The organism is Streptomyces sp. NPDC059456 (genome assembly GCF_042750055.1).
GTDB lineage: Bacteria > Actinomycetota > Actinomycetes > Streptomycetales > Streptomycetaceae > Streptomyces.
The window spans coordinates 7,056-22,036 of the sequence record NZ_JBHYVA010000019.1; the positions used below are offsets into that span (position 1 = coordinate 7,056).

A 14,981-nucleotide genomic window follows, 5' to 3' on the forward strand; every position below is an offset into this window, starting at 1 on the left:
GCCTGCTCTCCGGGGGGGCCGACGCCCTGCTCGTCGAGACCACCCAGGACCTGCTGCAGACCAAGTCCTCCGTCATCGGCGCCCGCCGCGCGATGGAGGCCCTCGGCGTCACCGTCCCGCTGATCTGCTCCGTCACCGTCGAGACCACCGGCACCATGCTGCTGGGCTCCGAGATCGGCGCCGCGCTGACCGCGCTGGAGCCGCTCGGCATCGACATGATCGGCCTGAACTGCGCCACCGGCCCCGCCGAGATGAGCGAGCACCTGCGCTACCTCGCCCGCAACGCGCGGATCCCGCTCTCCTGCATGCCCAACGCCGGCCTGCCCGTCCTCGGCAAGAACGGCGCGCACTACCCGCTGTCCGCCCCCGAGCTCGCCGACGCCCAGGAGACCTTCGTCCGCGAGTACGGGCTCTCCCTCGTCGGCGGCTGCTGCGGCACGACGCCGGAGCACCTGCGCCAGGTCGTCGAGCGGGTCCGCGGCCTGAGCCCGGCCGTCCGCGAGCCCCGTCCGGAGCCCGGCGCCTCCTCGCTGTACCAGACCGTCCCGTTCCGCCAGGACACCGCGTACATGGCGATCGGCGAGCGGACGAACGCGAACGGCTCGAAGAAGTTCCGCGAGGCCATGCTCGACGCCCGCTGGGACGACTGCGTCGAGATGGCCCGCGACCAGATCCGCGAGGGCGCGCACATGCTCGACCTGTGCGTGGACTACGTCGGCCGCGACGGCGTCGCCGACATGCTGGAGCTCGCCGGGCGCTTCGCGACGGCCTCGACGCTGCCGATCGTCCTGGACTCCACCGAGGTCCCCGTCATCCAGGCGGGCCTGGAGAAGCTGGGCGGCCGCGCCGTCATCAACTCGGTGAACTACGAGGACGGCGACGGCCCGGACTCCCGCTTCGCGAAGGTCACCCGGCTGGCCCGGGAGCACGGCGCGGCGCTGATCGCGCTGACCATCGACGAGGAGGGCCAGGCCCGCACCGTCGAGCACAAGGTCGCCATCGCCGAACGCCTGATCGCCGATCTGACCGGCAACTGGGGCATCAGCGAGTCGGACATCCTCATCGACACGCTGACCTTCACCATCTGCACCGGCCAGGAGGAGTCCCGAAAGGACGGCATCGCGACGATCGAGTCGATCCGCGAACTCAAGCGCCGCCACCCGGACGTCCAGACCACGCTCGGCCTGTCCAACATCTCCTTCGGCCTGAACCCGGCCGCCCGCGTGCTGCTGAACTCGGTCTTCCTCGACGAGTGCGTCAAGGCCGGACTGGACTCGGCGATCGTGCACGCCTCGAAGATCCTGCCCATCGCACGCTTCGACGAGGAGCAGGTCAACACGGCCCTGGACCTGATCCACGACCGCCGCACCGAGGGCTACGACCCGCTCCAGAAGCTGATGGCCCTCTTCGAGGGCGTCAACACCAAGTCCCTCAAGGCCGGCCGCGCCGAGGAGCTCCTCGCGCTCCCGCTCGACGAGCGGCTCCAGCGCCGCATCATCGACGGCGAGAAGAACGGCCTGGAGGCCGACCTCGACGAGGCGCTGCAGACCAGGGCCGCGCTCGACATCGTCAACGACACCCTCCTGGAGGGCATGAAGGTCGTCGGCGAGCTGTTCGGCTCCGGCCAGATGCAGCTGCCGTTCGTGCTCCAGTCCGCCGAGGTGATGAAGACGGCGGTCGCCTTCCTCGAACCGCACATGGAGAAGACCGACGACGAGGGCAAGGGCACCATCGTGCTCGCCACCGTCCGCGGCGACGTCCACGACATCGGCAAGAACCTCGTCGACATCATCCTGACCAACAACGGCTACAACGTCGTCAACATCGGCATCAAGCAGCCGGTCTCCGCGATCCTCGAAGCCGCGCAGGAACACAAGGCCGACGTCATCGGCATGTCCGGCCTCCTCGTGAAGTCGACCGTGATCATGAAGGAGAACCTGGAGGAGCTCAACCAGCGCAAGCTGGCGGCCGACTACCCGGTCATCCTCGGCGGCGCGGCCCTCACCCGTGCCTACGTCGAGCAGGACCTCCACGAGATCTACGAGGGCGAGGTCCGCTACGCCCGCGACGCGTTCGAGGGCCTGCGCCTGATGGACGCCCTGATCGCCGTCAAGCGCGGCGTCCCGGGCGCCTCCCTGCCCGAGCTCAAGCAGCGCCGGGTCGCCAAGCGGGACACCCCGGCCGCCGCGGCGGACGAGCCGCAGGAGCCCGGCGGCCGCTCCGACGTGGCCGTCGACAACCCGGTCCCCACCCCGCCGTTCTGGGGTACCCGCGTGGTCAAGGGCATCCCGCTCAAGGACTACGCCTCCTGGCTGGACGAGGGCGCGCTGTTCAAGGGCCAGTGGGGCCTCAAGCAGGCCCGCGCCGGCGGGGCCACGTACGAGGAGCTCGTCGAGAGCGAGGGCCGACCGCGGCTGCGCGGCCTCCTGGAGAAGCTGCACACCGAGAACCTGCTGGAAGCCGCGGTCGTCTACGGGTACTTCCCCTGCGTGTCCAAGGGCGACGACCTGATCATCCTGGACGAACAGGGCAACGAGCGGACCCGCTTCACCTTCCCGCGCCAGCGCCGCGGCCGCCGGCTGTGCCTCGCGGACTTCTTCCGCCCGGAGGAGTCCGGCGAGACCGACGTGGTCGGCCTCCAGGTGGTGACCGTCGGGTCGAGGATCGGCGAGGCCACCGCGAAGCTGTTCGAGTCCGACTCGTACCGCGAGTACCTGGAGCTGCACGGCCTGTCGGTCCAGCTCGCCGAGGCCATGGCCGAGTACTGGCACGCCCGCGTCCGCGCCGAGCTCGGCTTCGGCGGCGAGGACCCGGCCGCGGTCGAGGACATGTTCGACCTGAAGTACCGCGGCGCTCGCTTCTCGCTGGGCTACGGCGCCTGCCCCGATCTGGAGGACCGCGCGAAGATCGCCGACCTCCTCCAGCCGGAGCGGATCGGGGTCCACCTCTCCGAGGAGTTCCAGCTCCATCCGGAGCAGTCCACCGACGCGATCGTCATCCACCACCCCGAAGCGAAGTATTTCAACGCACGCTGAGGCCGAGCGACGTACACTTGACGGTCCCACAGGCCGGTCGCCTGATCACCGGGGGAGTTCCCCACGGGTGGAAGGCGGCCGGCCTTCTCGTCCTCTGAGAGAGGTGTGCCGGATGACCAGCACCGTTCCCGCCCCCGTCGCCCGTACGGCCGACGGGCATGCCCTCCAGGCGGTGTTGCTGGACATGGACGGCACCCTCGTCGACACCGAGGGCTTCTGGTGGGAGATCGAGGTGGACGTCTTCGGCGCACTCGGACACCGGCTCGACGAGGCCTGGCGCGACGTCGTCGTCGGCGGCCCCATGACCCGCAGCGCGGCCTTCCTCATCGAGTCCACCGGCGCCGCCATCAATCTGGCCGAGCTTACCGTCCTGCTCAACGAGCGCTTCGAGGAGCGGATCGCCGAGCAGGTCCCGCTGATGCCCGGCGCCGAGCGGCTGCTGGCCGAGCTGGCCCGGCACAACGTGCCCACCGCCCTGGTCTCCGCATCGCACCGCCGGGTCATCGACCGGGTGCTGCTCACCCTGGGCCCCGAGCGGTTCGCGCTCAGCGTGGCCGGCGACGAGGTGACCCGTACCAAGCCGCACCCCGACCCGTACCTGCTCGCCGCCCGCACCCTCGGCGCCCACCCCTCGCGCTGCGCGGTCATCGAGGACACCGCGACCGGCGTCGCCTCCGCCGAGGCGGCCGGCTGCCGGGTCGTGGCCGTGCCCTCCGTCGGCGTGATCCCGCCCGGCCCGGGCCGCACCATCGTCCGCTCGCTGGAGGACGTCGACCTCCCCTTCCTGCGCTCCCTCATCACTCCGATGAACTAACCGCGCACGCTCAGTGCCGAACGGAATGACCCCCTGCCCCTGGTCCCGCGGAAGGATCTTCCGTTCCATGGCCCGGAGGCTGAAATTCCATCCTTTCGGTGGCCGTTCTCTCGGGTGACCTTTGTCACCCGCCAAGCCCCCGACGGACCTGTCGGGGGCCCCGGAAACCTTCCCTTGTGTCCGGATTGATCAGCTCCTGACCGAATCTGCGGTGACTCCTACATAGACAGGCAGTCCGCACCCATCACCGTGCGATTACGGCCCAAGTCCTGCCAGTTCAAGCCATCCCGTCCCAGGCCACTAATGTCGACGCGGGCACTACGCCGCACCTCTGCCGCACCGGACGCACACCCACGTGCCGGAACGGCGTGGACCGATCGTCACAACACCGGCCCGATCGTTCCGCCCTGAACGGGCGACCGCCGCGAAGTGCCCTTTACGCCGCTTTGAGCAAGTGCCGGTCAAGGGAGTACTTCCAGCATGAACCGCAAGACCCTGGTGCTGACGGCTGCGGCCGGACTGCTCACCCCCGCGCTCGCCGCATGCGGCAGCACGAGCGGCGGCGGAGCAGGATCCGGAGCGATCGTCGTCGGAACCACCGACCGGTTCGAGGCAGCCGACTACGCTCCCGCACCGTTCGACCCGGCCTACGCCTACGACGCCGGCGCCTGGAACGTCCTGCGGCAGACCGTCCAGACGCTGATGCACACCCCCCGCGGCGGCGGCCAGCCCGTCCCCGAAGCAGCCTCCGACTGCCGCTTCACCGACACGGGCAACGAAAGCTACCGCTGCACCCTGCGCCCCGGCCTGAAGTTCGCCGACGGCGAGCCGCTCACCGCCAAGGACGTCAAGTTCTCCATCGAGCGCGTCCTCGCCATCAAGGACGAGAACGGCCCCTCCTCGCTGCTGTCCACCATCGACACCATCGAGGCGAAGGCCGCCGACACCGTCGTCTTCCACCTGAAGACCCCGGACGCGACCTTCCCGTACAAGCTCTCCACGCCCGCCACCGGCATCGTCAGCGAGAAGAACTACGACGCCAAGAAGCTCCGCGAGGGCTTCGCCGTCGACGGTTCCGGCCCCTACACGATGAAGGCCGAGGTCAAGGACAACCACCTCGTCCGGGCGATCTTCACCAAGAACCCGAACTACAAGGGCGACCTCAAGCTGCAGAACGACAAGGTCGAACTGCGCACCTTCGACGACTCCGCGGCCATGGGCAAGGCACTCACCGCCGGATCCATCTCCATGGTCTCCCGCACCCTGTCGCCCGCCCAGATCACCGAGTTCGCCGCCAAGCCGCCCAAGGGCGTCAAGCTGGTCCCCATGCCCGGCCTGGAGATCCGCTACATCGGCTTCAACACGGACGCCCCCACCGTCAAGGACAAGGCCGTCCGCCAGGCCCTCGCCGCCGCCGTCGACCGCAACGCGATCATCGACAAGGTCTACGGCAAGGCCGCGCAGCCCCTGTACTCGCTGGTCCCCACCGCCGTCACCGGACACGTCAACTCCTTCTTCAACAAGTACGGCGAGGCCAACACCGCGAAGGCCGCCGACCTGCTGAAGGCCGCCGGGATCAAGACCCCGGTCAAGCTGACGCTGAACTACACCAAGGACCACTACGGCGACGGCACGGCCACCGAGTTCGAGACCCTGAAGAACCAGCTGAACTCCACCCAGCTGTTCGACATCACCGTCCAGGGCTCCGACTGGTCCGACTTCCGGCCCGCGCAGAAGAAGGGCGACTACGCCGCCTACGGGCTCGGCTGGTTCCCCGACTACCCGGACGCCGACAACTTCCTCGCTCCCTTCCTGGAGCAGGACAACTTCCTGGGCACGCCGTACGCCAACAACACGGTGCGCACCAAGCTCATCCCCGAATCCCGGCGCGCCGTCGACCGCAACGTCGCCGTCCCCGCGATCACGGAGATGCAGGACATCGTCGCCGAGGACGTGCCCGTCCTGCCCCTGTGGCAGGGCAAGCAGTACGTCGCCGCACGCGACGGGATCACCGGAGTGGAGTGGTCGGTCAACGCCATCTCCGACCTCCAGCTGTGGGAACTCGGCCGCGGAGTCAGCGGCTGAGACCGGCAGCAACCGGCAGCAACCGGCGGCGGGTGTCGCAGGCCGGCGCAACGATTCAGTGAGACTGTGAAGGACGTTCGCGTGATGAGACGTAACCAGTGGCTGGCGGCCCCGCTCGGCGCAGCCACCGCCGCCGCGCTGCTCAGCGGTTGCGGTTCGACCGATGGCCCCGCCGCCGAAGGCGGCAAGGGCGTGGTCATGGGCATATCCGACAAGGTCAAGTCCATCGACCCCGCCTCGGGTTACGACCCGGGATCCTGGCTGCTCTTCAACAACGTCTTCCAGTCCCTGCTGAGCTTCCCCAAGGGCGGCACCACGCCGGAGCCGGACGCCGCGCAGAGCTGCAACTTCGACGGCGCCGACAGCAAGGTCTACAAGTGCACCCTGCGTGCCGGCCTGAAGTTCAGCAACGGCAACGCCCTCACCTCCAAGGACGTCAAGTTCTCCTTCGAGCGCACGCTGAAGATCAATGACGCCAACGGCCCCGCCGTGATGCTGTCCTCGATCGCAGGCATCGACACCCCCGACGACAAGTCCATCGTCTTCCGCCTCAAGACGTCCGACGCGACCTTCCCCAGCAAGATCGCATCGGGCGCGGGCTCCATCGTCGACCACAGCGAGTACCCGGCCGACAAGCTCCGCACCGACGGCAAGGCCATCGGCTCCGGCGTCTACAAGCTGGACTCGATCAACGAGAAGAGCGCCAACTTCTCCGTCAACAGCTCCTACAGCGGCAAGGCCAAGGCGAAGAACACCGGCGTCACCCTCAAGTTCTTCAACGAGGACCAGGCCGCCCTCAAGAAGGTCCTCGAAAGCGGAGAGGTCGACTTCGCCTTCCGCGGACTCGCCGCCAAGGACATCGCCAGCCTGTCCTCCACCAAGACCGGCGACCACAAGGTCGAGGTCGTCCAGGGCACCGGCGCCGAAGTCGAGCACCTCGTCTTCAACATGAACGACCCGGTCGCCGGCAAGCTCCCCATCCGCAAGGCCATCGCCTACCTCGTCGACCGCGAAGCGCTCGTCAAGGACGTCTACGACGGCACCGCGACCTCGCTGTACTCGATCGTCCCCGCCGGCATCGGCTCGCACAACACCGCCTTCTTCGACCGCTACGGCGGCAGCCCCCAGCCCAAGAAGGCCGAAGCCGTCCTGCGCGCCGCGGGCATCAAGGACAAGGTGAAGATCACCCTGTACTCGACGCCCTCCCGCTACGGTCCCTCCACGGACCAGGAGTTCCAGCTCATCGCCAAGCAGCTCAACGAGAGCGGACTCTTCGACGCCGACGTCAAGTCCATCGAGTTCGCGCAGTACGAGAAGGACATCCAGGACGGCAAGTACGGCGTGTACGTCAAGGGCTGGGTCCCCGACTACCCGGACGCCGACAACTTCACCCAGCCGTTCTTCGGCCCGGACAACGTCCTGCACAACAACTACGACAACAAGGAGATCAGCGGGACCATCATCCCGTCGACCTCCGCGAAGTCCGACCGCACCGCGGCCACCACCGACTACAACCGCCTCCAGGACATCGTCGCCGACGAGATCCCGATCCTCCCGCTCTGGCAGGGCAAGCAGTACGCCGTCACCCGCCAGAACGTGACCGGCCTGCAGTGGTCCCTCGACGCCTCCACCGTCTTCCGCTTCTGGGAGATCAGCAAGGGCTGAGCCACACCCGCACGACCGAAGGGGCCGGCCACCGCACCAAGCGCCAGCGGGCCCCTTCGGCCTGCCCCGCACGCGCTGCGCACGGGACCCGGCGCGTGCGCTACTGACCCGCCCCCGGCCGCACCAGACCGCTCTCGTACGCGTACACCGCCGCCTGCACCCGGTCACGCAGACCCAGCTTCGTCAGCACGTGCCCCACATGCGTCTTCACGGTCGTCTCGCTCACGAACAGGTCCGCCGCGATCTCCGCGTTCGACAGACCGCGCGCCACCAGCTTCAGCACCTCGACCTCCCGCTCGGTCAACGTGCCCAAGGTGTCGGGCACGCTCTCCTCACCCGACGGCAGGTGCCCCGCGTACTTGTCCAGCAGCCGCCGCGTGATGCTCGGCGCGAGCATCGCCTCACCGCCCGCCACCACCCGGATCGCCTGCACCAGCTCCACGGCCGGCGCATCCTTCAGCAGGAACCCGCTCGCCCCCGCCCGCAGCGCCTCCACCACGTACTCGTCCAGATCGAACGTGGTCAGCACCAAGACCTTCGCCGGCCCGTCCCGCCCCGGACCCGTGATCTGCCGGGTCGCCTCCACCCCGTCCATCCGCGGCATCCGGATGTCCATCAGCACCACATCGGGCTGCAGCGCCCGCACCTGGTCCAGCGCCTGCAGACCGTCCCCGGCCTCACCGACGACCGCCAGGTCCTGTTCGGCCTCCAGGATCATCCGGAAACCGGTGCGCAGCAGCGGCTGGTCGTCGACCAGTAGGACGCGGATCGCCACGGGAGGTACCTCGAATTCGTACGGCGGCATCGACGGACGCCGCCCATTCTGCCCTGATCGGCCCGTCAGGATTCCTCCGGGCGGCCCGCCCCCGCCCCCTCGCCCGACGACGGCCTCGGGATCACCGCCAGCGGATAGACCGGGGGAGTCCCGCCGAACTCCGGACACACCGCCCGATGATCACACCAGCCGCACAGCTTCGTCGGCCGCGGCCGCCACTCACCCGTCTCCGTCGCCTCCCTGATCGCCTCCCACAGCGCCAGCAGCTTGCGCTCCACCCGCTCCAGATCCGCGATCACCGGGTCGTACGTCAGCACGTCCCCACTGCCCAGATACACCAGCTGCAGCCGCCGCGGCACCACCCGCTTCAGCCGCCACACCACCAGCGCGTAGAACTTCATCTGGAACAGCGCACCCTCGGCGTACTCCGGCCGCGGCGCCTTGCCCGTCTTGTAGTCGACGATCCGCACCTCACCCGACGGCGCCACGTCCACCCGGTCGATGATCCCCCGCAGCCGCAACCCCGAATCCAGCTCCGTCTCCACGAAGAACTCCCGCTCCACCGGCTCCAGCCGCGTCGGGTCCTCCAACGTGAACCACCGCTCCACCAGCGCCTCGGCCTCCGTCAGCCACCGCGCCAGAGCCGCCCCCTCGTCCCCCTCGGGAAACAGCTCCGCCAGCTCCGGCCTCGACTCCAGCAGCCGGTCCCACTGCCCCGGGACCAACGCCTTCGCCCGCGGCGCCGTCCGCTCCTGCGCCGGATGATCGAACAACCGCTCCAGCACCGCATGCACCAGCGTCCCCCGCGTCGCCGCCGCACTCGGCTTCTCCGGAAGCCTGTCGATCACCCGGAACCGGTACAGCAACGGGCACTGCATGAAATCGCTCGCCCGCGAAGGGGAGAGCGAGGAAGGCGCCACAGCACGCGGGGCTGCATCGGCATCCGCAGCATCCGCTGCGCCAGGAACCTGACCGGGGCTCGTCGTCATGGACAAAACCCTACGACCCGCCACCGACAGCACGCGCATACCATCGACGCCGACCCCCATCGCACTGCATGATCGGAGCATCACACCGCGCCACCAGCCACCCCGCCCCGCACCGACCGTGCACCTGGACCACACTGAAAGCACCGCCGGCCGCAACCCGCCGGACAGCACCGAACGAAGGACAGCCGTGGCAGACACCGACGAAACCGGCGAGCGCGCAGACAAGCGCTCCGGACCGGGCGGCGGCATCCTCATGGGCCGCCCCTTCGGCGTACCCGTCTACGTCTCGCCCAGCTGGTTCCTCGTCGCCGCCCTCATCACCTGGGTCTTCGGCGACCAGCTCGACCGCGTCCTGCCCGACCTCGGCCCCGCCCGCTACCTCGTCTCCCTCTTCTTCGCCGTCGCCTTCTACGCCTCCGTCCTCGTCCACGAACTCGCCCACACCGTCGCCGCCCTCCGCTTCAAACTCCCCGTCCGCCGCATCCAGCTCCAGTTCTTCGGCGGCGTCTCCGAGATCGAGAAGGAATCCGAGACCCCCGGCCGCGAATTCGTCCTCGCCTTCGTCGGCCCCCTCCTCTCCCTCCTCCTCGCCGGCGCCTTCTACCTCGGCATGGACCTCGTCGACCCGGCCACCGTCCCCGGCGTCCTGCTCGCCGGCCTGATGATCTCCAACCTGCTCGTCGCCGCGTTCAACCTGCTCCCCGGCCTCCCCCTCGACGGCGGCCGCATGCTCCGCGCCGTCATCTGGGGCATCACCGGCAAACCCATGACCGGCACCGTCGCCGCCGCCTGGGTCGGCCGCGCCCTCGCCGTCGCCGTCCTCATCGGCCTCCCGATGATCACCCACACCGGCATCCTCGGCACCGACGGCGGCGCCATCGAATCCACCGGCATGAACACCGTCATGGACGCCCTGCTCGCCGCGATCCTCGCCGCCATCATCTGGACCGGCGCCGGCAACAGCCTGCGCATGGCCCGCCTGCGCGAACACCTCCCCGAACTGCGCGCCCGCACCCTCACCCGCCGCGCCGTCCCCGTCGAGAACGCCACCCCCCTCTCCGAAGCCCTGCGCCGCGCCAACGCCCACGGCGCCCGCGCCATCGTCGTCGTCGACGCCCACGGCGACCCGCTCTCCATCGTCCGCGAGACCGCCATCGCCTCCGTCCCCGAACACCGCCGCCCCTGGGTCGCCGTCAGCACCCTCGCCCAGGAGCTCACCGACGGGATGAAGGTCTCCGCCGAACTCTCCGGAGAAGAACTCCTCGACCACCTCCGCGCCACCCCCGCCACCGAATACCTCGTCCTCGAACCCGGCGGCGAGATCTACGGCGTCCTGTCCACCCTCGACGTCGAGAAGGCCTTCGTGAAGGCCATGGCACGGCCCCAGTCCTGAAGCCAATACACTGGTCACATGTCCGAACCGACCGGTGCCGCCCGCCGACGCGGGCCCTTCGAGGTCGGGGACCAGGTTCAGCTCACCGACCCCAAGGGCCGCCACTACACGTTCACGCTCGAAGCAGGGAAGAATTTCCACACCCACAAGGGTTCCTTCCCCCACGACGAGCTGATCGGCTCCCCCGAAGGAAGCGTCGTCCGTACCACGGGCAACGTCGCCTACCTCGCGCTGCGTCCCCTGCTCCCCGACTATGTCCTGTCCATGCCCCGCGGCGCCGCCGTGGTCTACCCCAAGGACGCGGGCCAGATCCTGGCCTTCGCCGACATCTTCCCCGGCGCCCGCGTCGTGGAGGCGGGCGTGGGCTCCGGCTCCCTGAGCAGCTTCCTGCTGCGCGCCATCGGCGACCAGGGCATGCTCCACAGCTACGAGCGCCGCGCGGACTTCGCCGAGATCGCCACCGCCAACGTGGAGCGCTACTTCGGCGGCCCCCACCCGGCGTGGAAGCTGACCGTGGGCGACCTCCAGGACAACCTGGACGAGACCGACGTCGACCGCGTGATCCTCGACATGCTCGCCCCCTGGGAGTGCCTGGAGGCGGTCAAGAAGGCCCTCGTCCCCGGCGGCATCCTCTGCTGCTACGTGGCCACCACCACCCAGCTCTCCAAGACCGTCGAGTCCATCCGCGAGATCGGCTGCTTCGCCGAGCCGCAGCCCTGGGAATCGATGATCCGCAACTGGCACGTGGAAGGCCTCGCCGTCCGCCCGGACCACCGGATGATCGGCCACACCGGCTTCCTCGTCACCGCCCGCCGCCTCGCCGACGGCGTCGAGCCCCCCATGCGCCGCCGCCGCCCCGCCAAGGGCGCCTACGGCGAGGACTACGACGGACCCGGCAGCGACCGCTCCGCCTAGACAACGGCGAGGCCACCCGGCCGACCCAACACCAAGGCGGGGGGGGGGGGGGGGCGCCCCCCCCCCCCCCCCGCCCCCCCCCCCCCCCCCTTTTCGTTGTCCCACCAGGGACCTCCCACACCGGCCCCGGCCGACACGGACCCGGCCGTTCCACCCCGGTGTGAGGTGTGGCACGATGCTGGCTCCCCGTCACCGTTCGCACAGGAGACACCCCGCGTGCCGCACCGCCCCGCCGAGCTGACGCCGACCCTGGACACCCTGGCCCACAGCAGCGCCAGGCCCCTCCACTGGCTCGCCACGGCCACCGCCATGGCCGCCGTCATCGCCGCCGCGGGACTCATCCAGCCGGACGCCTCGGCCACCGGCCCCGCCGCCGCCCCCGCGAGCGGCCCCGGGGCCGCACCCGCACCCGCGCCCGACCCCGCCCGGGTCACCTACCCCCTCGACTGCAAGGGCCTGCCCGTGGCCGTCACGGCCACCGCCGAGGGCGACCTCGACGGCGACGGCCGGCCCGAGACCGTCGCGGCCGTCCGCTGCGACGCCGGATCCGGCACCCCGCCCCACGCGATCTACGTACTCGCCCAGGACAAGGCTCCCGGCTCCGCACCCAGGGTCGTGGCGACCCTGCTGGAGGCAGCCAAGAAGCAGACCGCCACCGACCTCGCCGTCCGCGACGGCATCGTCACCGCCAGTCTCCTCGGCTACTCCTCGCCCCAGGTGCCCCGCTACAGCCCCGACGTGAAGCAGCTCGCCAAGTGGCGCTGGACCGGCGGAAAATTCCGCCAGGAGCTGACGAACTCAGACGCCAGGAGTGTTTGAACCGTCACTCCGCGTCCGGACCATAGACCTCGACCCTGTCCGAAACGCGCCTTACGTGGATGCAGTCACCCGGGCATTCCTTCGCCGAGTCCACCACGTCCTGCAGCAGCGTCAGAGGAACCGGAGTCGTCGCCCCCGCGTCCACCAGAAGCTCGTCCTCCGGGCTCTTCACGTACGCCAGACCATCGATGTCCAGCTCGAACACCTCCGGCGCGTACTGCACGCAGATGCCGTCACCGGTGCAGAGGTCCTGGTCGATCCAGACCTCAAGCGGCTCTCCGGCCTGCCCGGCACCACCCGTGGGAGCCTCCTGCTGCACGGTCATATCTCCTGCCGTTCCCTGCGCTCAGTGATCCGTTGCCGCCACGAGCCGCGGCAAGTCGCGCGAGCCCTGACGGGTGTTGAACACTTCGACCTTACAACCGGCCGCTTTCCGATGTTGATGGGTGGGTATTTCCTTGGCGTGAGGGAGTACGCAAGGGTGAAGATCGGACACACCTCTACCGTCTTTGTGATCTAGGGGTTTCAATCACCACCAGCCCAGGTAGGGTCAGGAAGCGTCCAGCTCCCCTTGGAGGAGGTGAGGACCGTGGCAGCCCACGACGACGACATCAACCGCGGCATCCGGCCGGGGCGAGGGTCTGAGGACCCCGCCGGCCAGGTTGCCTATCTCGAGCAGGAAATCGCCGTCCTGCGACGTAAGCTCGCCGACTCTCCGCGACACACGAGGATTCTCGAAGAGCGGATCGTCGAGCTCCAGACAAACCTGGCCGGCGTCTCCGCGCAAAACGAGCGACTGGCAAATACGCTCCGTGAGGCCCGCGACCAGATCGTCGCCCTCAAGGAGGAAGTCGACCGGCTCGCACAGCCGCCGGCCGGCTTCGGTGTCTTCCTCCAGGCGAACGAGGACGGCACCGTCGACATCTTCACCGGCGGCCGCAAGCTCCGCGTGAACGTCAGCCCCAGCGTCGACCCGGAAGACCTCCGGCGCGGCCAGGAGGTCATGCTCAACGAGGCCCTCAACGTGGTCGAGGCCATGGAGTTCGAACGGGCCGGGGACATCGTCACCCTCAAGGAGATCCTCGAGGACGGCGAGCGCGCCCTGGTGGTCGGGCACACCGACGAGGAAAGGGTGGTGAGGCTCGCCGAGCCGCTCCTGGACATCACCATCCGCCCCGGCGACGCCCTCCTGCTCGAACCCCGCTCCGGCTACGTCTACGAGGTCGTCCCCAAGAGCGAGGTCGAAGAACTCGTCCTCGAAGAGGTCCCCGACATCGACTACGACAAGATCGGCGGCCTGGGCGACCAGATCGAGCTGATCCGCGACGCGGTCGAGCTCCCGTACCTCTACCCCGACCTCTTCAAGGAGCACGAACTGCGGCCCCCGAAGGGCATCCTGCTGTACGGCCCTCCCGGCTGCGGCAAGACGCTCATCGCCAAGGCCGTGGCCAACTCCCTTGCCAAGAAGGTCGCCGAGGTGACCGGCCAGCCCGCCGGGAAGTCCTACTTCCTGAACATCAAGGGCCCCGAACTCCTCAACAAGTACGTCGGCGAGACCGAGCGGCACATCCGCCTCGTCTTCCAGCGTGCCCGCGAGAAGGCGAGCGAAGGCACCCCCGTCATCGTCTTCTTCGACGAGATGGAATCCCTCTTCCGCACCCGCGGATCCGGAGTCAGCTCGGACGTCGAGAACACCATCGTCCCCCAGCTGCTCGCCGAGATCGACGGCGTGGAAGGCCTGGAGAACGTCATCGTCATCGGCGCCTCCAACCGCGAGGACATGATCGACCCGGCCATCCTGCGCCCCGGCCGGCTCGACGTGAAGATCAAGATCGAGCGCCCCGACGCCGAAGCGGCGAGGGACATCTTCGCCAAGTACCTCAAGGCCTCGCTGCCGCTCCACACCGACGACCTCTCCGAGCACTCCGGCTCGCCCGAGGTCGCCGTCCACAGCATGATCCAGACCGTCGTCGAGCAGATGTACGCCGAAACCGAGGAAAACCGCTTCCTCGAGGTCACGTACGCCAACGGCGACAAGGAAGTCCTCTACTTCAAGGACTTCAACTCCGGCGCCATGATCCAGAACATCGTGGACCGGGCGAAGAAGATGGCCATCAAGGCCTTCCTGGAGCACAACCAGAAGGGCCTGCGCGTCTCCCACCTCCTCCAGGCCTGCGTGGACGAGTTCAAGGAGAACGAGGACCTGCCCAACACCACCAACCCGGACGACTGGGCCCGGATCTCCGGCAAGAAGGGCGAGCGGATCGTATTCATCCGCACCCTCGTCACCGGAAAGCAGGGCGCGGACACCGGACGCTCCATCGACACGGTGGCAAACACCGGTCAGTACCTCTGATCGAACAGGGCGGCGGGGGGGGGGCGCCCCCGCCGCCCCCCCCCCCCCCCCGGATCGAAAGAGTATTTGTTTAGCGGGTGGGGGGGGGTAAACAAAAGAATAAAAATAAACAACCCCCCCCCCGGGGGTTTAGGG

Annotated in this window: 11 protein-coding genes; 8 read left to right on the forward strand and 3 right to left on the reverse strand. The window is 68.9% G+C overall.

Annotated elements, in window-relative coordinates; genetic code table 11:
• From metH to ACFXA3_RS03585, 4 genes are all read left to right on the forward strand, one after another.
• Window positions 1-3,035, forward strand: a 3,035-nt coding sequence (gene metH / locus ACFXA3_RS03570) for a methionine synthase (protein ID WP_385181337.1), incomplete at its 5' end; no start/stop codon positions are given.
• Window positions 3,036-3,147: 112 nt separating this feature from the next.
• The gene (locus ACFXA3_RS03575) at window positions 3,148-3,849 is read left to right on the forward strand and encodes an HAD family hydrolase (RefSeq protein WP_385181339.1); all 702 of its coding nucleotides are present in this window, start codon (window positions 3,148-3,150) and stop codon (window positions 3,847-3,849) included.
• Window positions 3,850-4,329: 480 nt separating this feature from the next.
• Window positions 4,330-5,934, forward strand: coding sequence for an ABC transporter substrate-binding protein (locus ACFXA3_RS03580; protein WP_385181342.1), 1,605 nt, complete (start codon window positions 4,330-4,332; stop codon window positions 5,932-5,934).
• Between the two features lie 84 nt (window positions 5,935-6,018).
• Window positions 6,019-7,599, forward strand: coding sequence for an ABC transporter substrate-binding protein (locus ACFXA3_RS03585; protein WP_385181344.1), 1,581 nt, complete (start codon window positions 6,019-6,021; stop codon window positions 7,597-7,599).
• Between the two features lie 100 nt (window positions 7,600-7,699).
• Here ACFXA3_RS03585 and ACFXA3_RS03590 read toward each other — a convergent pair whose 3' ends face one another.
• Both ACFXA3_RS03590 and ACFXA3_RS03595 read right to left on the reverse strand, forming a co-directional pair.
• Window positions 7,700-8,374 (reverse strand): response regulator transcription factor, encoded by a 675-nt coding sequence (locus ACFXA3_RS03590; RefSeq protein WP_054226139.1) that lies wholly within the window; start codon window positions 8,372-8,374, stop codon window positions 7,700-7,702.
• A gap of 65 nt (window positions 8,375-8,439) precedes the next feature.
• Window positions 8,440-9,363, reverse strand: coding sequence for a RecB family exonuclease (locus ACFXA3_RS03595; RefSeq protein ID WP_385181347.1), 924 nt, complete (start codon window positions 9,361-9,363; stop codon window positions 8,440-8,442).
• Here ACFXA3_RS03595 and ACFXA3_RS03600 point away from each other — a divergent pair.
• The 3 genes from ACFXA3_RS03600 to ACFXA3_RS03610 all read left to right on the forward strand — a co-directional run bounded on the left by ACFXA3_RS03600 (window position 9,362) and on the right by ACFXA3_RS03610 (window position 12,490).
• Window positions 9,362-10,756, forward strand: coding sequence for a site-2 protease family protein (locus ACFXA3_RS03600; RefSeq protein WP_385181349.1), 1,395 nt, complete (start codon window positions 9,362-9,364; stop codon window positions 10,754-10,756). The genes ACFXA3_RS03595 and ACFXA3_RS03600 overlap by 2 nt on opposite strands.
• Before the next feature lie 18 nt (window positions 10,757-10,774).
• A complete protein-coding gene (locus ACFXA3_RS03605) occupies window positions 10,775-11,671 on the forward strand; it encodes a tRNA (adenine-N1)-methyltransferase (protein ID WP_033226525.1) in 897 nt (298 codons plus the stop codon).
• 216 nt (window positions 11,672-11,887) lie between these two features.
• The gene (locus tag ACFXA3_RS03610; RefSeq protein ID WP_385181352.1) at window positions 11,888-12,490 is read left to right on the forward strand and encodes a hypothetical protein; all 603 of its coding nucleotides are present in this window, start codon (window positions 11,888-11,890) and stop codon (window positions 12,488-12,490) included.
• Window positions 12,491-12,494: 4 nt separating this feature from the next.
• On the opposite strand, the gene ACFXA3_RS03615 is transcribed toward ACFXA3_RS03610, so the two are convergent.
• Window positions 12,495-12,815: a ferredoxin gene (locus ACFXA3_RS03615; protein ID WP_030860269.1), complete on the reverse strand. Its 321-nt coding sequence runs from the start codon at window positions 12,813-12,815 to the stop codon at window positions 12,495-12,497.
• Between the two features lie 264 nt (window positions 12,816-13,079).
• Here ACFXA3_RS03615 and arc point away from each other — a divergent pair, with 264 nt between their 5' ends.
• Complete coding sequence (gene arc, locus ACFXA3_RS03620; protein WP_385181355.1) at window positions 13,080-14,846, forward strand: proteasome ATPase; 1,767 nt, start codon at window positions 13,080-13,082, stop codon at window positions 14,844-14,846.
• Window positions 14,847-14,981 lie beyond the last annotated feature (135 nt).

Coding starts and splice junctions, on each gene's coding strand:
- ACFXA3_RS03575 (WP_385181339.1), top strand. CDS start 3,148: ATGACCAGCACCGTTCCCGCCCCCGTCGCCCGTACGGCCGACGGGCAT.
- ACFXA3_RS03585 (WP_385181344.1), top strand. CDS start 6,019: ATGAGACGTAACCAGTGGCTGGCGGCCCCGCTCGGCGCAGCCACCGCC.
- ACFXA3_RS03595 (WP_385181347.1), bottom strand. CDS start 9,363: ATGACGACGAGCCCCGGTCAGGTTCCTGGCGCAGCGGATGCTGCGGAT.
- ACFXA3_RS03600 (WP_385181349.1), top strand. CDS start 9,362: ATGGACAAAACCCTACGACCCGCCACCGACAGCACGCGCATACCATCG.
- ACFXA3_RS03605 (WP_033226525.1), top strand. CDS start 10,775: ATGTCCGAACCGACCGGTGCCGCCCGCCGACGCGGGCCCTTCGAGGTC.
- ACFXA3_RS03615 (WP_030860269.1), bottom strand. CDS start 12,815: ATGACCGTGCAGCAGGAGGCTCCCACGGGTGGTGCCGGGCAGGCCGGA.
- ACFXA3_RS03580 (WP_385181342.1), top strand. CDS start 4,330: ATGAACCGCAAGACCCTGGTGCTGACGGCTGCGGCCGGACTGCTCACC.